At 63.5% G+C, this 21,873-nt stretch carries 28 protein-coding genes and 2 pseudogenes; 16 read left to right on the top strand and 14 right to left on the bottom strand.

Annotated elements, in window-relative coordinates; genetic code table 11:
• Positions 1–10 precede the first annotated feature (10 nt).
• Positions 11–385 (bottom strand): hypothetical protein, encoded by a 375-nt coding sequence (locus E0T84_RS03925; RefSeq protein WP_138743804.1) that lies wholly within the window; start codon positions 383–385, stop codon positions 11–13.
• On the bottom strand, positions 385–540 hold the full coding sequence (locus E0T84_RS31775; RefSeq protein WP_171054895.1) for a hypothetical protein: 156 nt from the start codon (positions 538–540) through the stop codon (positions 385–387). The genes E0T84_RS03925 and E0T84_RS31775 overlap by 1 nt, the downstream gene beginning before the upstream one ends.
• A 143-nt stretch (positions 541–683) precedes the next feature.
• Here E0T84_RS31775 and E0T84_RS03920 point away from each other — a divergent pair, with 143 nt between their 5' ends.
• From E0T84_RS03920 to E0T84_RS03910, 3 genes are all read left to right on the top strand, one after another.
• Entirely contained in the window at positions 684–1,112 is a 429-nt protein-coding gene (locus E0T84_RS03920; protein ID WP_249383565.1) for a cellulose-binding domain-containing protein, read from the top strand.
• Between the two features lie 107 nt (positions 1,113–1,219).
• Positions 1,220–1,822, top strand: a complete 603-nt coding sequence (locus E0T84_RS03915) for an LGFP repeat-containing protein (protein WP_138743802.1) — start codon at positions 1,220–1,222, stop codon at positions 1,820–1,822.
• 342 nt (positions 1,823–2,164) lie between these two features.
• Positions 2,165–3,316, top strand: coding sequence for an MCE family protein (locus E0T84_RS03910; protein WP_138743863.1), 1,152 nt, complete (start codon positions 2,165–2,167; stop codon positions 3,314–3,316).
• Between the two features lie 89 nt (positions 3,317–3,405).
• Here the strand turns inward: E0T84_RS03910 and E0T84_RS03905 are convergent, their stop codons facing one another.
• From E0T84_RS03905 to E0T84_RS03890, 4 genes and pseudogenes are all read right to left on the bottom strand, one after another.
• A complete protein-coding gene (locus E0T84_RS03905) occupies positions 3,406–5,100 on the bottom strand; it encodes a GMC family oxidoreductase (RefSeq protein WP_138743801.1) in 1,695 nt (564 codons plus the stop codon).
• A 76-nt stretch (positions 5,101–5,176) separates the two neighbouring features.
• Positions 5,177–5,743, bottom strand: a pseudogene (locus tag E0T84_RS03900) (amidohydrolase family protein); the annotation flags it as partial.
• Positions 5,744–5,872: 129 nt separating this feature from the next.
• Positions 5,873–6,682 (bottom strand): LLM class F420-dependent oxidoreductase, encoded by an 810-nt coding sequence (locus E0T84_RS03895; protein ID WP_070185415.1) that lies wholly within the window; start codon positions 6,680–6,682, stop codon positions 5,873–5,875.
• A 248-nt stretch (positions 6,683–6,930) separates the two neighbouring features.
• On the bottom strand, positions 6,931–7,545 hold the full coding sequence (locus E0T84_RS03890) for a TetR/AcrR family transcriptional regulator (protein WP_138743800.1): 615 nt from the start codon (positions 7,543–7,545) through the stop codon (positions 6,931–6,933).
• A 53-nt stretch (positions 7,546–7,598) separates the two neighbouring features.
• On the opposite strand from E0T84_RS03890, the gene E0T84_RS03885 reads away from it, so the two are divergent.
• From E0T84_RS03885 to E0T84_RS03875, 3 genes are all read left to right on the top strand, one after another.
• A complete protein-coding gene (locus tag E0T84_RS03885) occupies positions 7,599–8,261 on the top strand; it encodes a YHS domain protein (RefSeq protein WP_138743799.1) in 663 nt (220 codons plus the stop codon).
• A 220-nt stretch (positions 8,262–8,481) separates the two neighbouring features.
• A complete protein-coding gene (locus E0T84_RS03880) occupies positions 8,482–9,744 on the top strand; it encodes a TMEM143 family protein (protein ID WP_138743798.1) in 1,263 nt (420 codons plus the stop codon).
• 125 nt (positions 9,745–9,869) lie between these two features.
• On the top strand, positions 9,870–10,166 hold the full coding sequence (locus tag E0T84_RS03875) for a hypothetical protein (RefSeq protein WP_212757694.1): 297 nt from the start codon (positions 9,870–9,872) through the stop codon (positions 10,164–10,166).
• Between the two features lie 255 nt (positions 10,167–10,421).
• On the opposite strand, the gene E0T84_RS03870 is transcribed toward E0T84_RS03875, so the two are convergent.
• A complete protein-coding gene (locus tag E0T84_RS03870; RefSeq protein WP_138743797.1) occupies positions 10,422–10,973 on the bottom strand; it encodes a YaeQ family protein in 552 nt (183 codons plus the stop codon).
• A 171-nt stretch (positions 10,974–11,144) separates the two neighbouring features.
• Between E0T84_RS03870 and E0T84_RS03865 the strand changes: the two genes are divergently transcribed.
• The 4 genes from E0T84_RS03865 (at position 11,145) to E0T84_RS03850 (ending at position 12,594) form a co-directional block, all read left to right on the top strand.
• The gene (locus tag E0T84_RS03865; protein ID WP_171054893.1) at positions 11,145–11,381 is read left to right on the top strand and encodes a type II toxin-antitoxin system Phd/YefM family antitoxin; all 237 of its coding nucleotides are present in this window, start codon (positions 11,145–11,147) and stop codon (positions 11,379–11,381) included.
• A gap of 20 nt (positions 11,382–11,401) precedes the next feature.
• Positions 11,402–11,800 (top strand): type II toxin-antitoxin system VapC family toxin, encoded by a 399-nt coding sequence (locus tag E0T84_RS03860; protein ID WP_070185410.1) that lies wholly within the window; start codon positions 11,402–11,404, stop codon positions 11,798–11,800.
• A gap of 171 nt (positions 11,801–11,971) precedes the next feature.
• Positions 11,972–12,178, top strand: coding sequence for a DUF2191 domain-containing protein (locus tag E0T84_RS03855; RefSeq protein WP_070185409.1), 207 nt, complete (start codon positions 11,972–11,974; stop codon positions 12,176–12,178).
• Entirely contained in the window at positions 12,169–12,594 is a 426-nt protein-coding gene (locus E0T84_RS03850) for a PIN domain-containing protein (RefSeq protein ID WP_075909702.1), read from the top strand. The genes E0T84_RS03855 and E0T84_RS03850 overlap by 10 nt, the downstream gene beginning before the upstream one ends.
• Positions 12,595–13,013: 419 nt before the next feature.
• Here E0T84_RS03850 and E0T84_RS03845 read toward each other — a convergent pair whose 3' ends face one another.
• Positions 13,014–14,183: an IS3 family transposase gene (locus E0T84_RS03845; protein ID WP_138743796.1), complete on the bottom strand. Its 1,170-nt coding sequence runs from the start codon at positions 14,181–14,183 to the stop codon at positions 13,014–13,016.
• Positions 14,184–14,426: 243 nt separating this feature from the next.
• Here E0T84_RS03845 and E0T84_RS32060 point away from each other — a divergent pair, with 243 nt between their 5' ends.
• From E0T84_RS32060 to E0T84_RS03820, 5 genes are all read left to right on the top strand, one after another.
• Positions 14,427–14,585: a hypothetical protein gene (locus E0T84_RS32060; RefSeq protein WP_249383563.1), complete on the top strand. Its 159-nt coding sequence runs from the start codon at positions 14,427–14,429 to the stop codon at positions 14,583–14,585.
• Between the two features lie 308 nt (positions 14,586–14,893).
• A complete protein-coding gene (locus E0T84_RS03835) occupies positions 14,894–15,127 on the top strand; it encodes a hypothetical protein (RefSeq protein WP_070945379.1) in 234 nt (77 codons plus the stop codon).
• On the top strand, positions 15,124–15,459 hold the full coding sequence (locus E0T84_RS03830) for a type II toxin-antitoxin system PemK/MazF family toxin (protein ID WP_070185406.1): 336 nt from the start codon (positions 15,124–15,126) through the stop codon (positions 15,457–15,459). Before E0T84_RS03835 ends, E0T84_RS03830 begins: the two co-directional genes overlap by 4 nt.
• Before the next feature lie 674 nt (positions 15,460–16,133).
• The gene (locus E0T84_RS03825) at positions 16,134–16,553 is read left to right on the top strand and encodes a metalloregulator ArsR/SmtB family transcription factor (RefSeq protein WP_033725375.1); all 420 of its coding nucleotides are present in this window, start codon (positions 16,134–16,136) and stop codon (positions 16,551–16,553) included.
• Positions 16,550–17,590 carry a cation diffusion facilitator family transporter gene (locus E0T84_RS03820; RefSeq protein ID WP_033725373.1) on the top strand — a complete coding sequence of 347 codons (1,041 nt, stop codon included), beginning with the start codon at positions 16,550–16,552 and terminating at the stop codon, positions 17,588–17,590. Before E0T84_RS03825 ends, E0T84_RS03820 begins: the two co-directional genes overlap by 4 nt.
• A gap of 61 nt (positions 17,591–17,651) precedes the next feature.
• Here E0T84_RS03820 and E0T84_RS03815 read toward each other — a convergent pair whose 3' ends face one another.
• From E0T84_RS03815 to E0T84_RS03790, 6 genes and pseudogenes are all read right to left on the bottom strand, one after another.
• Entirely contained in the window at positions 17,652–18,005 is a 354-nt protein-coding gene (locus E0T84_RS03815) for a low molecular weight phosphatase family protein (protein ID WP_044524883.1), read from the bottom strand.
• A gap of 86 nt (positions 18,006–18,091) precedes the next feature.
• Positions 18,092–18,565 carry a GNAT family N-acetyltransferase gene (locus E0T84_RS03810; RefSeq protein ID WP_088304394.1) on the bottom strand — a complete coding sequence of 158 codons (474 nt, stop codon included), beginning with the start codon at positions 18,563–18,565 and terminating at the stop codon, positions 18,092–18,094.
• Positions 18,566–18,623: 58 nt separating this feature from the next.
• Positions 18,624–19,292 carry an arsenate reductase ArsC gene (locus E0T84_RS03805; RefSeq protein ID WP_033725367.1) on the bottom strand — a complete coding sequence of 223 codons (669 nt, stop codon included), beginning with the start codon at positions 19,290–19,292 and terminating at the stop codon, positions 18,624–18,626.
• A gap of 3 nt (positions 19,293–19,295) precedes the next feature.
• Positions 19,296–20,401 (bottom strand): annotated as a pseudogene (gene arsB, locus E0T84_RS03800) (ACR3 family arsenite efflux transporter); the annotation flags it as partial.
• On the bottom strand, positions 20,398–20,763 hold the full coding sequence (locus E0T84_RS03795) for a metalloregulator ArsR/SmtB family transcription factor (protein WP_033725365.1): 366 nt from the start codon (positions 20,761–20,763) through the stop codon (positions 20,398–20,400). The pseudogene arsB and the gene E0T84_RS03795, both read right to left, overlap by 4 nt.
• A 107-nt stretch (positions 20,764–20,870) precedes the next feature.
• On the bottom strand, positions 20,871–21,359 hold the full coding sequence (locus E0T84_RS03790) for an ArsI/CadI family heavy metal resistance metalloenzyme (RefSeq protein WP_033725364.1): 489 nt from the start codon (positions 21,357–21,359) through the stop codon (positions 20,871–20,873).
• Positions 21,360–21,462: 103 nt separating this feature from the next.
• On the opposite strand from E0T84_RS03790, the gene E0T84_RS03785 reads away from it, so the two are divergent.
• Entirely contained in the window at positions 21,463–21,822 is a 360-nt protein-coding gene (locus tag E0T84_RS03785) for an Rv2640c family ArsR-like transcriptional regulator (protein WP_033725383.1), read from the top strand.
• Positions 21,823–21,873 lie beyond the last annotated feature (51 nt).

Here is a 21,873-nt window from a genome sequence, read left to right as displayed (position 1 = left end):
CCGGCCAGTGTTACCTCCGGCCCCGTCGTTGGCCCGACAGACGATCGCTAGCGGTGTCGTTGGTACCGATGGTCACCCGGACACCGGCGGGCAGTTGCTTGACCTGATAACGCAGTACGAGCGGTATGACCTCAGCCAGAGTCGCCGGCACGTCGTGGCCCCGCTCGCCGACTCGGACCAAATTGTCATGATGCGTCCAGTACTCGAACAACGAGAGTGGCGCCACCCGTGGCCGCAGCAGTAGCTGCGGGACGGGATGCCGCAACGTGTTCACCAATGCGGCAAACCCGTGGCGTCGCTGGAGGCGCATTGCGGTGTCGACCAGTCTCGGTTCGGCCGGCACCGAGACGCCGCGCGCAACCAGGGAGCGTGCGACAAAAGTCATCACACCACCGTTGCGTTCTTCGCCCACCAGGTGGGCCGCAAGATCGAGCGCAGTCCACTCACCACAACACATCCGGTGCTAGCCGACGGACCCACCGCCATCAGCGTGTCCGCGAATGCCGCACGTTCAGCTTGGACGTCCTGCGCGATCGTCATGTCCAACAGTGTTGTGCGGTATCGATGGTGGGCGACACGATTCCAGGTAAAAATCTCGCGATGGTTTCAGTTGGGCAAAGGTACCGCAGCCGACCGTCGATGCGCGGGCAGACATCGAAGGCTCGGCTTTATTGTTTGCAACTGTGGCCAGACCCGACAATCGCGTGAAGCGCTGGAGCACAGCGCTTCACGTAGCGCTGACGGCGATGATGCTTGCCGTGTCCGGGTGGTCCACCATCCCGGTCGCTCATGCAGCTGCGGCCGCCGCCAGGCTGTCGGTGACATCGACATGGCAAACCGGTTTCATTGCCCGCTTCACCATCGTCAACGCGAGCGCGGTACCGATGACGGACTGGCGGCTCGAATTCGACCTGCCGCCAGGCGAATCCGTATCGCACACATGGAGTAGCACACTCACCCGATACGGCACGCACTATGTTCTCGGGCCCGCGAACTGGAATCGCATCATCGCGCCGGGTGGTTCAGCCACCGGCGGGATGCGCGGCGTGCTGTCCGGCGTCTACTCGCCTCCAACGAATTGCCTACTCAACGGGCAATATCCGTGTACGTAGTGGCGTAAAAGCCGCGACCCCCTGCGCCACTCAAGTGGTTCGGTTATAGTCCGGCCGGGCGGGGTTCAGCCGAATCTCCCCCCACGCGACGCCGCGAGAGGGAGCTCATGAGGACGAACGCATACCACCGCACAGCACTCGCCGGCCTGTCGGCCGTCGCGCTGCTCACTGTGGGATGCAGCAATGGCCAGAACGTCGACATGTCGCCTCAGCCCCAAGTCGGGTTGATCGCCACCTCTACAACTGAAGCTCCGCCCAGCGAGGTGAAGCTGATGGGGGAGCGCGACGTCGAGGTGACGCTGACCGGTCCGATCGCGGCCAAGTACTCCTCGGCAACCCAGAGCCAGAAGCAGGCGCTCGGCAAACCGCTGACCGGTGACCGCAACGCCGGAACCCGAGACAGTGGCTTGGTATTTCAACAGTTCCAGGGCGGCGTGATCACCGCCAAGAACGACGCTGCGGGCACACCCGCCTACATCACCTGGGGCAAGATCAGGGAGGCCTGGAACGTCCCGCGTAACCCAGACGGCCAGCCTGAGGTCACCGGCGAGAACGGCTCGGTAGGCCCGCTGGGTGCGCCCACCAGTGATGAGAACACCGACGGCGACCTGCTCGTGGAAACGTTCGAGCACGGCCAAATCGCCTACAACACGAAGACCCATGAGGTCGAGGTGACGATCGACGGCAAGGTCGTGCCGTCAGGACTGTGACGGCGGGTGTTCGGCCTTAGCCGCGCGAAGCAGCGGCGGGGAGATGTCGCTCGCCGCGTTACGCCCGTTACCTCGGGTCGCTGACTGTGATGACGGTCTCCTGACGATCGCAATTTGATGTTTGCCGCATCAGGCGGCTTGCAGTTGCGGTCGTCTCGGGTTGTTTGCGAGAGTTCTGCTCGCTCACCCGCTGGCTGCGTCTTTGGTCATCAAACTGGCCGGCTGCGTCAACAAGTCGGAGGTTTGTGCGTGGCCTCATCCACCGCGACATCGCGGGCCCGGTCCGGACAGCGGTTCAAGCACTGGCGGTACGATCCGCCGTACAAGACGGCGTGCGCGGGGATGATCATCGTCCTGGTTGCGGTATTGACGTTGACCTGGATGCAGTTCCGTGGGTCCTTCGAGGACAAGACGCAGCTGACGGTGTTGTCCGGGCGGGCTGGTCTGTCGATGGATCCGGGTTCGAAGGTCACTTTCAACGGTGTGCCGATCGGCCGGTTGGCGTCCATCGACGTGGTCAATGTCGATGACGACCTCGAGGCCAAGCTGACCCTGGACGTCAAGCCTCAGTACCTGAAGCTGATCCCGGAGAACGTGACCGCCGAGCTGCGGGCCACCACGGTGTTCGGCAACAAGTACATCTCGTTCCTGTCGCCGCCCAACCCGTCGTCGCAGCGGTTGACGCCGGGCACGCCGATTCGTGCCCAAGGGGTGACCACGGAGTTCAACACCTTGTTCGAGACGATCACCGCGATCTCTGAGCAGATCGATCCGATCAAGTTGAACCAGACGTTGACGGCCACCGCGCAAGCCCTCGACGGGTTGGGTGACAAGTTCGGTCAGTCGATCGTGCACGGCAACGAGATCCTGGGGGATCTGAACCAGCGGATGCCCCAGATCCGGCGTGACACTGCGGGTCTGGCCGATTTGGGTGAGGTTTATGCCGATGCTGCCCCAGATCTGTTCGACGGGCTGACCAACGCGGTGACCACCGCGCGCACGCTCAACGAGCAGCGCGGCAACCTCGATCAGGCCTTGGTGGCGGCCGTCGGATTCGGTAACACCGGCGGTGACATCTTCGAGCGCGGTGGGCCGTACCTGGTGCGCGGCGCTCAAGACCTCCTGCCGGTCAGCGAGATGCTGGACCGCAACAGCCCGGCGTTGGCGTGTTCTGTCCGCAACTATGCGGAGGCTGCCCCGAAGTTCGCCCAGCAGACCCGCAACGGCTACGCGATCGAGCTGCAGGACTTTCTCATTGGCGCCGGCAATCCGTACGTGTATCCCGACAACCTGCCGCGGGTGAACGCCAAGGGCGGCCCCGAGGGCCGGCCCGGCTGCTGGCAGCCAGTCACCAGGGATCTGTGGCCGGCCCCATATCTGGTGATGGATACCGGGGCCTCGATCGCCCCGTACAACCATTTTGAACTCGGTCAGCCGCTGGTGTCCGAGTATGTGTGGGGTCGCCAGATCGGTGAGCCCACCATCAACCCGTAGGACGTGAAACCAGTTGAGTTCTGGCTCGGTCCGGCCATGGCGGGCGTTCGCGAGTGGCGGGTGCCCTGGGCCATTCAGTATTCGACGATTCAGCCCACGATCGCCCGGGCAGCGCGTTCGGCGATCAGCATGACCGGTGCGTTGGTGTTCCCGGAAGTGATGGTGGGCATCGCCGAGGCATCGACCACTCGTAGGCCGGCGACGCGGTATACGCGACAATCGGTGTCGAGTACCGTAGCTGCTGACGTCGGGATGCCCTGTGCATCAAAGGATCCCATCGCGCAGGTGCCTACCGGGTGGAAGATCGTTGTTCCGAGTTCACTGGCAGCCTGCTGCAGGTCTTCGTCGTTCACCAGTTGCGGCCCGGGCAGCAACTCTTGCGGCCTATACGGGGCCAGCGCCGGCGCTGCCATGATCTGCCGGGTCATCCGGAGGCCGCGCACGGCCAGCCGACGATCGGCGTCAGTCGACAGATAGTTGCAGGCGATCTTCGGGTTGTTCAGCGGATCGGCACTTGCCATGCGCACGTGGCCGCGCGAGCTGGGTCGAAGGTTGCAGACCGACGGAGTGATCGCTCCGAAACGGTGTAGCGGTTCGCCGAACTTGGGCAACGACAACGGCTGCACATGCCATTCCAAATCGGGACTGGCCAGTGCCGGATCGCTTTTCGCGAAAGCCCCCAGTGTGGAGGGCGGCATGGTCATCGGTCCTGATCGCAGCGTCAGGTACTGAAATCCCATGCCGCCACGGGTGATCCAGTTCCGGTACAGCGTGTTGACGGTCCGGGTGCCCTGGACACGGTAGACGGTCCGCAGCTGCAGATGGTCCTGGAGGTTCTCGCCCACTCCCGGCAGATCGACGGCCACGGGTACGTGGTGTTGAGCGAGCAGGCCGGCCGGACCGAGACCCGAAACCTGCAGGAGATGCGGCGATCCGATCGCTCCGGCGCTCAGGATCACCTCCCGGCGGGCTCGGACGTCGATACTCTGGCCGTCCTTAATCAGCCGAAGGCCGGTGACGCGGTGCTGGGCCGTGGTCCACGCGCCGCGCCGCTGATCGTCGCGGACCTGGTCGTCCATCAGCAGCCGCACTGCCTGGGTCCGGGTGTACACGGTGAGGTTGGGGCGGTGGGCGATGGGATGCAGGAAGGCATCGGCCATCGACCAGCGCCGGCCCCGTCGCTGGTTGACGTGAAAGTAGGCGCTGCCGGAGTTGTCTCCCCGGTTGAATTCGTCGATCGGGGCGATGCCCACCTGGGCAGCGGCGGCCTGCCAGGCGTCCAAGATCTTCCAGCGCACTCGCGGCCGCTCCACGCGGATCTCCCCACCGACGCCGTGCCAATCATCGGCTCCGCCGAAGTAGTCTTCCAACTCCTTGTAGATCGCCAACGTCTCGCCGGGACTGTCCGAGCCGCCCCAACGCCATCGTTCGTCGCCGGTGGCCTGCGCCCAAAGGTCGTAATCGCTGGCCTGTCCACGCATGTGGATCATCGCGTTGATCGACGAGCAGCCGCCGATCACCCGGCCACGCGCATAGAGAATGCTGCGGCCCGCCAGACCTGGGTCGGCTTCGGTGGTGAAACACCAGTCGGTGCGCGGGTTGGCAATGGTGTACAGATAGCCCACCGGCACCTTGATCCAGAACCAGTCGTCTTTACCGCCGGCTTCGATCAGGAGCACACGGTGATCGGGGTTGGCACTCAACCGATTGGCGAGCAGGCAGCCCGCACTGCCTGCTCCCACAATGATGAAGTCGAATTCGGCGGTGCCGAGGCTGGGACTCATATCCGGAATCGTTCCTCCATGGCGTCGGATGCGTGTCCCAGTGTGCGCGATGCGTACCCGGCACGCGGCGCCCGCGCTACACGCCGCCGCGGCGCAACATCCGGCCTTGCGCAGTCTGGAAGTCGACTTTCTTGCCACGCAGCCAGGTGCTGGTCACGACACCGGCGAGGGCACGCCCGTCGTACGGACTGATCGGGTTCTTGTGATGCAGCTTGTGCACATCGACGACCTGTGCAGATTCGGGCTCGAAAATCGCGAAATCGGCGTCGTAGCCGAGGGCGATCTTGCCCTTGGTGTTCAACCCGGCGAGCTCGGCGGGTTTGGCTGCCATCCAGTCGAGCACCTGCGAAAGTTCCACGCCGCGACGCTTGGCCTCGGTCCAGATCAATGACAGGCCGAGCTGCAGCGAGGCGACACCGCCCCATGCAACGCCGAAGTCGCCGTTCTCGACGTCCTTCAGGTCGATCGTCGACGGTGAGTGGTCCGAGACGATGCAGTCGATCGTGCCGTCGAGCAGGCCCTGCCAGAGCAGTTCCCGATTCGACGCCTCACGGATCGGCGGACAGCATTTGAACGCGGTCGCGCCGTTCGGGATCTCCTCGGCGAGCACCGTCAAGTAATGCGGACACGTCTCGACCGTCGCGGTGCCAGTGCTGACCCGGTCCGATCTCATCGACTGTCCGGACGGGAGCGGGCAAGCGATTCAAACGCGTCGGCAGTCGTTTGGTCGCCCAGCCCGATGGAGCCGTAAAGCACACGTGTTTGACCGCCGTCATCCGTTGTCTCGCCATGTGAGCACCTCCTTGAGAGAGCTGAGGTCGTATCCGTTGTCGGAGGTGAGCTCGGTCTGGAACAACGTGACGCCGGCTTCGCGGAAGGCATCGGCGCTGTCGGCGTTCTGCCACAGCGTCGAGCGTTCGATGTCCGCGCCGTGGCGGCCGAACGTCGCAGCCAGCTCGTCGACGCGGTCGCTGGACCGGCGAAACGCATCGAGTTCTTGGAACGCGTGCCAGATGTCGGCGTGCCGGGCAACGGCGGGCAGCGAACGCTTGGGCCCTGTGCCGCCGATGAGGATCGGCAGCTTGCGCACGGGCGGGGGGATCAGTGCAGCCAGCCGGTTCTCGATGCGGATCAGGCTCTCGCCGAACAGATCGAAGCGGGAGCCGAAGGTGCCGAAGTCGTAACCGTAGGTGGTGTAATCCTTTTCGTACCATCCGGCGCCGAGGCCGAGGATGAGCCGGCCGCCGCTGATGTGGTCGACGGTGCGCGCCATGTCGGCGAGCAGGTCCGGGTTGCGGTACCCGACGCCGGTGACGAGGAGTCCGATCTCGGCGTGTGAGGTGATCTCACCCCACGACGCGAGCGCGGTCCAGCCCTCGAAATTGGCCACGTCGGGCTGCTCGTCGAACAGGACGGGCTTACCGTCGACGAGCGCCTCCATCGCCGGGCGGTGGAAGTGGTCGTAACCGAAGATCACGTCGACACCGAGGTCGTCGGCGGCCAGGACGGCGTCGCGCCACGTGCGGTAGTCGGGCGTACCGCCGGGCTGGATCTGCACGGCGACACGAACAGGACGGGTCATGGGTGCTCCTGAGTCGGGGGAATGACGACTCTCGAGCCAAGTTGACTGGGCACGAATTTTATTCCAGGGGTCGCTAGGGCGATGTCGGCATCTGCCCGGTCGGATCAGCTACCGCCGTCGACCTGGCCGGTGGCACCCACGTCCATGGCGGCTGCTGCCACGATCAGGTTCGAGCCCAGCGAGTGTCGGTAGATCGGGCCTGGAATTGCTTGCGTGCCAAGAGCTTTCGAAGGTTCCTACCGCGAACCCTAATCAGGTTTGAGGCCACGCAACAGGGCGGCGAGCCCCAAGTGGAATTCATCGTCTGGCGTGATGCACTGTGCCGTGCGCGCGGTTTCGACGACGTGGGGAAACTCGGTGTCGGACAGCGTGGCCATTCTCGCGGTGCCTGGTCCGGACAGCGCGCTCGAGTGCTGGCTGCTGAGGCTGCCGAGCAGGTAGCTGACGAGACTTCGTTGTGCGATCGCTCTGTCTTTCCCGGCGAGTCCCGCTTCGTTGAGCACGGTGAGCATCGACTCGATCCACCGCAGGGATGCGAGTGATTTGTGGCGGTGGGAGAGGAGGAGGGGAATGGCGGCGGGGTGCGCGCCGATGGCGGTGCGGAGACGGTCCATCAACACCTCGACCCGGTGCATCCATGGCCTCCCGGTCGGCACCGTGCAGTCGATCGGGTCCAGCAGCTGTTCGACAATCAACTCCTCGAGCTGCTCACGATTGTCGACATACCGATACAGCGCCATTGGGCTGACACGGAGCTCCGCGGCTACGGCCCGCATTGACATCCCGGAGAAGCCGTCGCGATCGAGCACAGTGAGCGCAGCTCGGAAGATCGCGTCCGTGGTCAGTGTCCGGGGGCGGGGCATCACTTGAAAGTATACAAAGTACACCTACGCTGGAGGTGTACTGCACATATTTCATGGGAGGGCTCGACATGATGTTCACCGAAGTGTTCGTCCCAAAGGGTTCGCACACCCGTGAGGATCTTGACCGACTCGCGTGTGGCCTGACGGCACATGGGCTCTACGACGACCCGGAATCATTCGGCGATCCGGTCGCCGAACGCGCCGACCCGGGCGTGTTGGAGTTCCTCGAAAGCATCACCCACGTTGTCGTACACGAGGTCGACACATGGGTGGCCGGGGGGAGTCCGCTCAAGCCAACAGATCCCCCGCGCTATGTGGCGCGGGTCTATGTCCCGGGCCCATGGCGAAAGGCGCTGAGCGAGCATCTGATTACTCACATCACACGGGTGTTCGCCGACATTGCGCCGGCGCCGGACCGGTTGTACCAGCAGGCGCACGCCGAAGTGCACGTTCTCGGAGTGCCGGAGGGAGGTTACGGCGCGTTCGGACGCGTCGTCGGCGACTCGGCGTTGAACGACATGATCAACGATGCGGTCCGCGGCACCGCCGAAGTGCCCGATGGGATGGCGGTCGACCCCATGTGCGGAGCCATGGTGCGTCTCGACAATCCGGCGTCGGTGACCGCAGACATCGACGGCACCGAGTACACATTCTGCTGTCCCGGTTGCCGCCGAGCCTTTCTCGACCGCCAAGGCAGGCAAGCCGCCCGGACATGAGGTCCCGTACGTCGCATGCCGGCGCCACTGCGGCCCCAGTAGACGACGCTGCCGCGGTCAACACTGCGCCCTGGTCAAGGGAAGCCGCGAACCGGCATCTACCTCGAAATCCGTTAAGGGATATGGTGGGGAAGAAGTCGTGCGAAGGACGCAAGCTGTGCGTGTAACCGGAAACCAGCATCCGCAAGCAGATTCGGGTTCTGCCGCGTCTCATCGGAAGGTGGGCGAAGACGAACATTTCATACCATTTCGCAAGACAGCGATCGTGGAGTTGCTCGCGCAGCGGATACCCGAGCGCGAGCGTCAAGCCTTCCGTGAGTTCACCGACGTTTTGTCGAGCCTGCTCCACGACCGGTTTCGGCGGCGCCTCGAATCAATCAAGGACACGTACCACACGCTGAGTCCCTCTCCAGATGTGCGCCGCGTCATGCACTTCGACAAGGCAGCGCGGCAAGCGGCGCAGGAGCAGCTCGAGCACGAGCTCACCGAGCTGGCTCAATGCGCCAACTTCACGCGAGTGAGTGATGAGGAGCTGAAGCGCGCCTTCGACGAGGAAGGCATGATCAAGGTCCGCCTGGACATCGATACGGACGACATCGACAGCGCGATGTTCTTTCGCCGTGGAGAACTGCACCGCGAACGTGAGGAAAAGCAACTCTTTGGGTTGCGGCGCAAGACCATTGCGTTTCGCAGCTACGCGAAAGTCCTCGTCTACGTCAGGTTCAAGGATGAAGACCACTTTGACCGGCGTGACACTGACGGTCTTCCCTTCACGCCAGGATCAACGATCATCAAACTGTTCGAGAACGTGCCCCGCTGCGATCTCGAAATGTTGTTCCCGAATGTCCGCGTCGCCATGCGACTGATCGACAAGCTTCTCATCGGTATACCTGCCGCGGTCTCCGGGGTCATCGTCATAGCGACCAAGCTTGTTGCCTCGCTAGGCGTTCTACTGCTATTGATCGCGTTCTATCTGGGACTTCGCGATGACGCGGTAGAAGTCGATCAAGGGGCCCTGGTGACGATCGGCGCCGGTTTGACGGCTTTCGGTGGATACATCGTCCGGCAGTTCAACAAGTTCAAGAACCGCAAGATCCAATTCATCAAAGCTCTTTCGGAAAATCTCTACTACCGTAACCTCGACAACGACGCCGGCGTTTTCTTCCATCTGCTCGATGCGGCCGAGGAAGCCGAATTAAAGGAAGCGGTCCTCGCGTACCACTTCCTGCGAAGTGCCGACCAACCGCTTTCGTTGCATGAAATAGACGAACGAATCGAGTTCTGGTTCGCCGACGAGTTCGATTCCGAGTTCGATTTCGAAATAGACGACGGTGTGCGAAAACTGCGGGAATTCTCCCTGGTCGAAGACGCCGGAGGCGGAAAGCTCGCAGCGGTCGACATTGATGAAGGCAAGCGTCGATTGAGCGACGCGTGGGACGCCGTGTTCGAGTCCGATGGTGCATCGGCAAGGGGAGTGAGCTAGGTGTCTTCCGGCGCGTGAGGAGCCGGCTCGCGCTTGGCAGATGAACCTGCCTAGCGGTCGCGGCTGGCCACCCCTACGGTGGAGGCTGTAGCCAACGCCAATTGAAGGGAACTGAAGTGCTTGCCATGACGGACGCGGCGGCTGAGGCGATCGCGGCGATGACTTCCCAGGACGGGCCGGACGGACAGAGTACTACCGGGCTGCGCTTCGCAGTGCAGACCCAGGATGACTCAGGGGCGCAGCTCACGGTCTCGGTCGCTCCTGGGCCGGAGGAAGGGGACCAGGTGCTCGGAACCGAAGGGGGTGCAAGGCTCTTCCTCGAACCGGAGGCCGCCACGTTGCTCGATGACAAGGTGCTCGACGTCCAGCAGGACGATCAGGGCCGGTTGGCCATCGCGGTGATGCAACAACCGCAAGCCTGACTCGTTCCTTCCGGGGACGAGCGGTGGTCGATGCGTGTTGGTACCGGCCGCCGAGGACGTCGCACCCACTTCGTCAAATGCACCGAAAACACAGGCGTCGTAAATCGATTGGTACCACGCGGCCCGGTCCGGCCTTCGCGACGTCACCGACCGCGCCATGAGCTGGAGATCGACACGGTCAACGAACACCGGCCGCGTCGTAGTGTCAGTCCGACTGAACTGGTTCGCCGTCGCCGGAACCTCGGGCCCGCACGTTCACTGCAACGGCTCGGGCGTGAAGGTGACGTCGACTCCGCCTACGGTCATCGTCACCTGACCTTCGATCACCACCACCTGCGCCGAGACTCGTCGTTCGACAGTCTGCGCCAGTTGCTGCACCGGCGCGTGCGGTATCTGCACTATCGACAGGTTCGCCAGCCCTGCGACTTTGGGGCCGACGGTGCGCCACCAGGTGGCCACGCCGGCGGCAAACGGGAACAGCAGCACCTGGTCGGACTGGCCGGCCGCCTTGCCCAAGACGCGTTCGTCGGGCTGGCCGACGTTGATCCATTCCAGGATCCGGCCGGTGTAGTCGGCGAGCCTCAAGTCCGGTACGCCAGGGGTGGACAGGCCCGCCCCGAACGCCAACTCGCCGTCGACGTCGCTGAGTCGGTGTGCGCGCAGCCCAAACGCCAACAACCGCACCACCATCCGCTCATCGGTCTCACTGGGATGACGCGCCACGGTCAGCGCGTGATCGGCGTAGTAACCGTGATCGACATCGGAGACGCCAAGTTCGACTTTGAACACTGTTGCAGAAAGGGCCACGACATAGTGTCTACCCAGGCGGTGTCTCCGGAGTAGTTGGGAGGCCCTCAAATGGTGTGCGACTGCTGTACGCCCTTGGCGTCGAGGCACTTTGGCCAGCATATTCTTTCCCGCAAAACGGTGCGGCTCAGGTGCGCCGCGGTGGCGTCTCACCGGTGATACACTTCGAACGTGGATACAGTCACGGTGCGCGAACTGCGCAACAGTGGAGGAGACGTTCTGCGCCGTGTCGAGCATGGCGAGCGCATCGTCATCACTCGGGACGGCACACCCGTTGCTGAACTACGACCACTGCCTCGATCCAGCGCAGGGCCCGCCGAACTGATTCGTCGCCGCAAAAATCTTCCACCGGTGAACCCGGATGCCCTCCGGCGCGACATCGACGACCTCATCGACCCGTCGCTGTGACGCAAACTCGGAGTCGGGGGATGCTGGATACCTCCACGGTGATCCTCTTGGGCAAGATATCCGACCCGGCCGAGCTTCCCGATGAATCGCTGATCAGCGCGATTACGCTGGCCGAGCTGTCCGTAGGACCACACGTCGCCAACGACGATGCAGAGCGCAGCGCCCGGCAACAGCACCTACAGCAGGCCGAGGCGGACTTCGACGTCCTGCCGTTCGATGGAGATTGCGCCCGGACGTTTGGAGCCGTAGCCGCGGCGCTGCGCGCGTCGGGGCGCAAGTCGGCTGCGCGCGCGTACGACGCGCTCATCGCGGCCAGCGCAATCGCACATGCAGTGCCGCTATACACGTGCAACCCCGCCGACTTCGCAGGAATCCCGCGATTGGAGCTACGATCAGTCACGCACCCGCATCATCGATAGAGAAGAAGTTCGATGCCGAAAAGCACAGGGCTCCAACACAATATGCAGTGGTTTGCTGGTAACTTGCCATATTCGAATGCTGCATATTCTCCGTTCACGGCTGGTGTAGCCGACTGAGGACGCGCGCGTATATACTCAATCAAGACTTCGTATATACGTGAGGGTGGCGAGATGACCAAGCGTTTGATTGACCTCGATGACGACCTCTTGGCCGCCGCGCAGAAGGAACTTAAGACGTCCGGCGTATCAGATACCGTCCGCATCGCGTTGCAGCAGGCTGCAGCGGCGTCTGCACGCGCTCGCCAGATCGCATGGTTGAAGTCTGGCGGTATGAGGGAGATGAGTGACCCTGGCAAGCGAGGTGATGTGTGGCGGTAGTAGCGCGGTATCTCATCGACACCAGTGCCGCGGCACGGATGACAAACCCCGAGGTCGCCGACCGACTTGCTCCGCTTATCGAGGCCGGATTGGTCGCAACCACCGCTCAGCTTGATGCCGAGGCGCTCTACAGCGCCCGGGCCGCCGCGGACTACGCGCAGATATGGTCAGATCGCCGCCTCGCATACGAGTACCTGCCGACCAACGATGAACACTGGCACGCGGCATTGGATGCGCAGCGATCGCTGGCCGACACTGGTCGTCATCGTGCCGTCGGCATGGCCGACCTACTGATCGCCACCCTTGCCAACGCCCATGATGTGACACTGCTGCACTACGACGCTGATTTCGAGATCGCTGCCGAGGTGTTGCCCTTCCAACATCGGTGGGCGTTGCAGCAGGGCACTATCAGTTAGGTCAGGGCAGGGTGTGGTGGGATCGAAACCCGTTGGAACCCTGCATATTCGATTCCTGCATATTGTCCCGTGTAGGTCGGCGTCTCACCGGTACATGGCGACGGTGCTTGAGTTGAACGCTGCTCGCGGTTGACAACGACAGCGCCGAGCCCAAGCGCCCATGCATCGCGCGTGTGGCGGGTTGCGAGAGACGTCTATATTCGCGATCCGTGCGAGCACTGCCAATCCGATAATCCGAGGTGGCCGGGGGCGGACATCGATGGTCCGGCGTTGACTGGAGAGAGGCCTGTCGGACGACAGCGTAGGTAGTCTCTCGGTATGGAAACTGCAGCCGCGCCCAGCCCCGACGCCGGGACTGCGAGTGGCGTGATCCCCATGATTGAGACCAGCTGATCCGTGCCCGCCGTTTCGAGCCACGATCATGCGAGTTGAGGGATCGAATAGGTGGATGTCCAGAGCGTTTCGTACTCCGTGGGGCTGATGTTACCGAGGTAGCTGTGCCGGCGTTCGACGTTGTAGAAGTTGTCGATGTAATCGGCCATGGCGGCAGCCAATTCGATGGTGGTGGCCCACTTGCGGGTATTGAGCAGCTCGACCTGCATCCGTGCCCAGAACGACTCCATGGCGGCATAATCGAAGCAGTCGCCCACGGTACCGAACGAGCCAAGCAGACCCCACCGCCGCATGTTCTCACCAAAGCTCCAGGACGTGAACTGACTACCATGGTCGGCATGCAGAATCGTTGGGCTACTACGGTTTCTGCTATCGGCGGCCATGTTGACCGCATTGTTGACCAGGGCGGTGTCGGGGGCGGTAGAAAACGTGCGGGCCACGATCATTCGCGAGAAGCAATCCAGAATCGCACAGCAGTACACCTTTCCATCACGCGCGGGGTGTTCGGTGATATACGTACACCACAGTTCGTTTGGCTTGGTAGCACTGAATCGTCGGTTGACCAGGTCAACCGGGGTGTCGACACCAATTAGGTTGGGTTTCCGCCGCCCGGGACGCGGCAACCCGAATAGGCCGTGCTCGGCCATTATCGAGTTGACGAGCTTGTGGTTGACGTTCATCTCGTAGTCGGCCAGCAGCGCCGCGCGCACCCGTCGGCGCCCGTAGGTGCCGCGGGACCGTTGGTGGATCTCGGTGATCGTGTCGGCCACAATGAGGCGACGCACCTCCCGGTCCGGGACAGGGCGGTGCCGGTGATACTGCAATAGAGAACGCGTCAATCCCGTTATCCGGCAGGCTGATCGGCCTGAGTGCCCGCGCGCGATCAGCCCTTCAGTGATCGCGCGTCGGCGTTCTGGGGGCACCACCGCCTGCTCGTCGAACAGTTCGCACGCGTCGCGGGTCAGGGCCAGCTCGGCCTCGAGCGCCGCGATGCGCTTGCGGGCGGCTGCTAGTTCGTCGGCCTCCACACTCGGGATGCCCGCGATGACCCCGGCGTCGATGAGTGCCTGACGTTTCCATCGGAACAGAGTTGCTTCACAGATCCCGGTCTCGATCGCAACGGCAGCCACCGGTTCACCCGATCGCAGCCGCGCGACGATTTGCCGGCGGACCGATGATGAGTACTGACGGGGCATGTGACCTCCTGATGATCACTCTGCCCTCGACTCGCATGACCGTGGACCAACAACACGGGTACAGATCAAGCCTGTTTTAGAGTCCTGTGGCCCGAGGTCGGGCAGAGAAGGGACGATGACACGCATGGCTGGTCGTAAGCGGCATTCCGCGGAGGGAATCGTGCGCAAGTTGCGCCGCGCCGGATTTCGAGATCCTTCCGTTCGACGCTGAGAGCGCGCGGGCATTTGGGGGGCGCTGCCGCGTTGCGTACTGCGGCCGGCAAGCCTGTCGCGCGGGCCTACGATGCGCTCATCGCTGCCAGCGCCGTCGCGCACGGTGTGCCGTTGTACACGTGCAACCCCGGTGACTTCTCTGGGATACCCGAGCTGGACCTACGTGCGGTCACACACCCCGACCACTGATTAGCGGCGCCATCTCCGGGGGCATACCGTCGATTGTGGTCTCAAGCTGGATACCGCGGATGAAAGCCGTTGGGAAGCAGCGCAATAGCGCGTACTAGCTACTGGTAACCCGCCATATTCGATTCCGCCGTATTGCTTGCCGGTGCAAGTGGTGGATCGCCACCGACGCCTAGACGTAGATCCTGGGAGTCGTCGCGCCAAGGCGGAGAGTGGGGTCCGGCGGCACTCGAAGGTTGCCCAGCGTCCGTTGCCGAATACGTGGGACGAGCTGCCCTGACCTGTGTCTACAATTCGTCTACACTAGTTCCATGGCAGCAGAAACCACAACCGTCCGAGTCCGCCGTCCCGATTCTGAGCGGCTGCAATCTCTAGCCAAGGCTCGTCAAACCGCCGTCGTCGACGTCGTGCACGCAGCGATCGACGCCTTGGAAAGGCAGGAATTCTTGCGGGGGCTCAACGGGGATTACCAACGCCTGCGCAACGACCCCGATCTGTGGGACCAATACCTGGCCGAGCGCGACGACTGGGATGCACTGGCTTGATCTGGCGAGGGGAGATCTACCAGGTCGATCTCGGCCAGCCAATCGGACACGAGCCAGCCTTTCGCCGCCCGGCGGTGGTGGTGTCGGTCGACATTCTCAACAATGGACCGGGCGGTCTGGTGGTTGTCGTACCGATCACGACCGTTGGTTACGGCCTGCGAAGCCACGTCGAACTTGAGCCAGAGAACAGCGGGCTGGACCATATTTCCTACGCTCGCTGCGACCAACTGCGAGTGGTCTCTGTCGAACGACTGTCATCTCGCCAGGGAATGATTAGTCCAGAACAGATGCAAGCCATTGACCAAGCAATGCGCTTCGTCCTGGATCTGTAATGCCAAGCTTCCTGGCGCAGTGGAGGACAGCCGGTTTGGAACTGGTTCACCTGATGCAATATGCAGGGCGTGACTGGTAACCCTCCATATTCGATTCCGCCGTATTCGTCGTGCTGAAAGCGGCCGTCGGCGATAAGGCTTCCTAAGCAGCTTGTCGTATTGGATGGCTGCCGCTCCTTTGGGCGCCTACCCGGAAACTAGTTTGCTGAGTGTTGGTCTAGGGGTCGATGGGGTAAGCGGGGCATCAAGCTGCCCCCGTCGTGTCGGCCGGGGCCCATTAACGCTGACATGGCCAACCGTCGAACTAGCCAAACTCGGCTCGTCCTCCAACGCCACTGCGGCGTTATCGCGCGCAAACCGGCTATCTCGATGAATCGGATTCGGCCTCAAACCCCTGGAACACTCGCGACGCCGATCGGTTGAAGCGGGCAAATGATTTCATGGCGTGGGTGGTCGAGGGGTCGCCGTGGAGGCCCGCCGCATCGCCGAAACACGCTGCTTTGCAGACAATCTGGATGGAGCCGTCGCGATGAGTGACCGCCGGGTGATCAGCCTGAATCAGCGACGCTTGAATGACGGGGCGCAGTGATCGCGCCTGGCCCACGCCCGCGTGGCCCGGGCCACCACCTGATCAACGTTTTACACTCGCTCCATACTCCTACTATTATCTGCGCATGAATGCAGATAAAGGGGCTTGTAGTCGTCGGCTGCCCGACGACCAGGTCGATCTGGTGGTCGAGGTGTTCCGGATGTTGGCCGATGCCACTCGAGTTCAGGTGCTGTGGGCGCTGGTGAGCCGCGAGATGTCGGTCAACGACCTGGCGACCCATATCGGCAAACCAGCGCCGTCGGTATCTCAGCATTTGGCGAAGCTGCGGATGGCGCGGCTGGTGCGGACCCGCCGCGAGGGCACCACGATCTTCTACAGCCTCGACAACGACCACATCGGTCAACTTGTCACCGACGCGGTGTTCAACGCCGAACACGCCGGACCAGATGTGCCGGGCCATCACCGCGACGCCGCCGACCTGGCCACCCTGCATCCCGCCACCGTCGACCCCACGCCGATCCGATCGAAGGGACGCCGCACATGATGCACAAGGCCCGACCCGCCGCGGCTGTCGGACATGACCACGGTGAACACGCCGGTCACGACCACGGCTTAGATCACGGCCACGATCACCCCAAAGGCCTGCGCGCAGCGATCAAGGAGATCTTCGCCCCGCACAGCCATGACGCCTCCGACAGCATCGACGGGGCCCTGGAATCCAGTGCCGCGGGCATCCGCGCAGTCAAGATTAGCCTCCTCGCGCTCGCAGCGACCTCCATCGCGCAGCTGGTAATCGTCGTGATCTCCGGGTCGGTAGCCTTGCTGGCCGACACCATCCACAACTTCTCCGACGCCCTGACCGCCATCCCGCTGTGGATCGCTTTCGCGCTGGGCACCAAGGCCGCCACCCGCCGCTACACCTACGGCTACGGCCGCGCCGAAGACCTGGCCGGACTCTTCGTGGTCGCGATGATCACTCTCTCGGCCATCATCGCCGGCATCGAATCCGTTCGCCGGCTGATCAACCCGGTTCCGATCCAACACCTCGGATGGGTCGCCGTGGCCGGGCTGGTCGGCTTCATCGGCAACGAACTCGTCGCGGTCTACCGCATCCGCGTCGGACGCCAAATCGGGTCGGCCGCCCTGATCGCCGACGGGCTGCACGCCCGTACCGATGGCTTCACCTCCCTGGCCGTGCTGCTCGGCGCCGGCGGCGTCGCCCTAGGCTTCCCGCTGGCCGACCCCATCATCGGCGTGCTCATCACCGTGGCGATCTTGGCGGTACTGCGCACTGCCGCACGCGACGTGTTCCGACGCCTACTGGATGCCATCGACCCCGCACTCGTCGCCGCCGCAGAGACCACGCTGGCCGCCGAACCCGGTGTCACCGCTGTGCGCAGCGTCAAAATGCGCTGGATCGGACACCGCATCCACGCCGACGCCGAACTGGACATCGACCCGTCCACCAGCCTCACCAACGCCCATCAGATCGCCCACGACGCCGAACACGCCCTCACCCACGCCATTCCGAAACTATCGAGCGCACTGGTCCACGCCTACCCCGCAAGCCCCACCACCTGAGTCGAGCACCTTCCCGCGAAACACCGGGAGGCGAGTTGTCACTGCGGCTCTGTCTGGATGGCTAGTCGCTGAGACTGGCGGCGAGGTTCTGGACGCGGGTGTTGATGTCGTCGCGGATAATTCGCATGCGTTCGATTCCGTCGATGCCGCGGAGTGAGGGTTCGTCGGTGTCCCATCGCTGGATGGTGGTGCCAGGGTGGTTGCCGAGTTCGGCTTGGGTGCCGACGATGACCACCAGGTCCGCATCGTCGAGCATCTGATCGGTGAGTTGGACGGGCTGGTGGCCGCTGATGTCGACGCCAACTTCGGCCAATGCCTGCGCTGAGAGGTCGTTGACGGCGGTCTTGGCGTGGGTGCCCGCCGAGGCGACGTGAATGGCTGTTCCTGCGATGTGGTGCATGAGTCCTGCTGCCATCACTGATTTTCCGGCGTTGCTGACGCAGACGAACAGGACGGTTGGGGGTGAGTTGGTCACCGGGTGTTCTCCTTCGTTGTGGGCGGTCAGATGATGTGCGGGCTGCGCCGCTCGAGGAGGATGACGTCACGCCAGTGGCCGTGGTGTCGGCCGTGGCGCTCGCGCACGCCGACGACGCGGAATCCGGCCCGGTGGTGAAGGGCGAGAGTGGCGGTGTTCTCGGGAAACACCTGGCTTTGCAGGGTCCAGATTCCGGCGTTCTCGCTGGAGGAGATCAGAGACTGCAGCAGCAGTGTCCCGATACCTTGGCCGCGAGCGTGCTCGGCGACATACACACTGAGCTCTATCACCCCGGCATGCACGCACCGTGATGAGACAGGTGCAGCGGCAGCCCATCCCATGACGTGTCCGTCGGAGTCGGTGGCGACGAAGCGGTGATCCGGGAGGTGTTCGGTGTCGAAGGTTGCCCAGTCCGGAGCATTGAGGTCGAAGGTGGCGTTTGCGGTGTTGATCCCGGCTTGGTAGATCGCCAGGACGGCATCGGCATGGTCGGCGGTCATTGGCGCCACCTGATGTTGACTGCGGATCATCGCGACGGATGCTCGTGCGGTGCGATGGTCACGGGGTGACTGCGACGTTCAGCTGGGCCAACAGTTGGTGGATGCGTTGGTCGATTTGGTCGCGGATTGGGCGCACAGCGTCGAGGCCTTGGCCGGCCGGGTCGGGCAGTTCCCAATTCTCGTAGCGTTTTCCGGGGAAGATCGGGCAGGCGTCCCCGCAGCCCATGGTGATGACAACGTCGGCGGCAGCCACGATTTCGTCGGTCCAGGGTTTGGGGTATTCACTGGTGATGTCGATACCGACCTCGGCCATGGCAGCGATCGCGGCCGGGTTGATCTCGTTTCCGGGTTCAGAACCCCCCGACCAGGCGATCGCGTTGTCGCCGGCGTAATGGGTGAAGTAACCGAGCGCCATCTGCGAGCGGCCGGCGTTGTGTGTGCAGAGGAACAGCACGGTGGGCTTGCCGTCGCTGATCTTGCCTTCGACCCGTGCCAGGGCGTGCAGGCGTTGGCGGGCGAACCGTTCGGCCAGCAGCGGCAGGAAGTTGGGAATGGTGGCGCGACCGGCGAATTGGTCGTAGGACGAGCAGAGGAACCGTTCGATGGTCTCGGTGCCGAATGTGCCATCGAACTCGCCGTGCAGCCGGGTCGCCGCGGTCTTCAAGGCGAGCTGTTGGTCGATCGAGAGGTCGTCGCGCAGTTGGTGAGTGACGGGGCTGTCAGTCATGGTGTGGGTTCCGTTCTCGTCGTCGAGCCGGTGGGCAGGTGTTGGGGGGTGTGGTGGTGGAATCGTTTGCGTAGCGCCAGCGAGACATAGACCAGGGCGACCAGGACCGGGACTTCGATCAGCGGGCCCACGACGCCGGCCAGGGCTTGGCCGGAGGTGGCGCCGTAGGTGGCGATCGCCACGGCGATCGCAAGTTCGAAGTTGTTGCCGGCGGCGGTGAACGCCAGGGTGGTGGTGCGCTCGTAGCCGAGATCCAAGATGGTGCCGAGCAGGTAGCCACCGCCCCACATGATCGCGAAGTAGGCGAGCAGGGGCAGGGCGATGCGGACCACATCCAGGGGTCGGTTGGTGATCTGATCGCCTTGCAGGGCAAAGAGAATCACGATGGTGAACAGCAGCCCGTAGAGCGCCCAGGGCCCGATCCGGGGTAGGAACTTGGCCTCGTACCAGTCGCGGCCTTTCGTCTTTTCTCCGATCCGGCGAGAGAGGTAGCCGGCCAGCAGTGGGATGCCGAGGAAGATGAGCACGGATTTGGCGATCTGCCACGGTGAAGTCGAAATGGTGGTCTGTTCCAGGCCGAGCCAGCCAGGCAGCACTGACAGATAGAACCAGCCCAACACCGCGAACATGATGACCTGGAAGATCGAGTTGAGTGCCACCAGGACTGCGGCGGCTTCGCGGTCTCCGCAGGCCAGGTCGTTCCAGATGATGACCATGGCGATGCAGCGGGCCAGCCCGACGATGATCAGTCCGGTGCGGTATTCGGGCAGGTCGGGCAGCAGCATCCAGGCCAGCGCGAACATCAACGCCGGGCCGAGCACCCAGTTCAACACCAGCGAGGAGAGCAGAAGTTTGCGGTCTCCGGTGACGGTGTCGAGGCGGTCGTAGCGGACTTTGGCCAGCACGGGATACATCATGATCAGCAGGCCCAGGGCGATGGGCAGTGAAATACCGTCCAGCTGAACGCTTTCCAGCGCGGTGTTCAAGCCGGGGATCCAGCGGCCCAGCAGCAGGCCGGCGACCATGGCGGCGCCGATCCAGACCGGCAGGAACCGATCCAGGGTGGAGAGCTTGCCGACGACCGGCGGCGCAGTGCTGGTGTCGGTCATGCCGGCACCCCCGCCAACGTCGCGCCGAGTAGCACGGCCAGGCTGGCCAGTGCGTCGGGCACCACCGCGTAATACACCCACGAGGCCCGACGCTGCGAGGTGAGCAGGCCGGCGTCGCGCAGCACCTTGAGGTGATGACTCACGGTGGGTTGGGAGACCTCCACCCCGGCCGAGATGTCGCAGACGCAGGCCTCGCCGCCGGCGTGGCTGGCGATCGCCGAGAACAACTGCAGCCGAACCGGATCGGCCAGGGCCTTGAGTTTGACTGCCATATCTGCGGCCTCTGCGGCCGAGAGGGGTTCCCCCAGTAGTGCTCCGGGTGGGCAGCACGCGTCGTCGACCGGATCAGATGATTTCGACATACATCAATATTGATACTTATCGAACTAGCCGTCAAGCCAGGCCACCAATGACCAGGGGCCCACCATCGTGTGATGGTGGGCCCCTGGTGTCGTGGCGCGGATCCCGCTCAGCAGCAGGCCGACGTCTTCGCCGCTTGGGGCTCCGCGTCGGCGGCGGCAGTTCCGCCGCAGCAGACTCCACCCTCGGCAGCCTCACCCTCGGCGAGAAGCTGGGGATTGGTGCCGAATGTCTCGGAGTCGGCCAGCACCGTGTAGACCTCCCATTTCTCTCCGGCCGGGCCGGTCACCCAGACCTTGTCCTGGGTGGCAAAACAACAGGTCGTGCCGATCTCCTCATCGGTGAACAGCCCTTCGCCGGTCAGGCGGGCGATCTCGGCGTGCACCGTCTCGCTGGATTCGACCTCGACCCCGAGGTGGTTGATGGTGCCGCCCTTGCCTGGGTTTTCGAGCAGCACCAGCTTCAGCGGCGGCTCGGTGACCGCGAAGTTGGCGTAACCGGGCTTGACCTTGGCGGGGGAAACGCCAAAGAGTTTGGTGTAGAACGTGATCGCCTCGTCGAGATCATCGACGTTGAGCGCTAACTGAACACGGGACATGATGGGCCTCCAACCACTGATGAGACATATATCGAACTGACGCGTCAGTGCTCAGCATGCCACCTTTTCGATATATGTCAAGAATTGTGGCAGGATGGATGTCATGCCCAAAGCGCTGCCCGTGATCGACATGTCCGCCCCGGTGTGCTGCGCCCCGGTGGCCGCCGGACCGCTCAGCGACGCCGACGCCCTGGAGGTGGCGATGCGCCTGAAGGCCCTGGCTGATCCGATGCGCGTGAAGATCATGTCGCTGCTGTTCAGTTCGCGCCCTGGGGAGGAGACTAGCGGGGAGCTGGCCGCGGTACTCGACCTGGCCGAATCCACGGTCAGCCATCACCTCGGGCAGCTCCGCAAGGCTGGCCTGGTGATCTCCGATCGGCGTGGCATGAACGTCTTTCACCGGGTGAAACCCGAAGCCCTGCAAGCACTGTGTGTGGTGCTCGACCCGAATTGCTGCCAGTAGATGATCCCGCCGAGCGGCCACATGTAGTGCGATCACCGCGGTCCTGCGTGA

It is taken from the genome of Mycobacterium sp. DBP42 (assembly GCF_005924235.1).
In the GTDB taxonomy this organism is placed as follows: Bacteria; Actinomycetota; Actinomycetes; order Mycobacteriales; family Mycobacteriaceae; genus Mycobacterium; species Mycobacterium syngnathidarum.
Note: the sequence above shows the minus strand (reverse complement) of the source record. Positions and strands in the feature narration are given on the sequence as shown.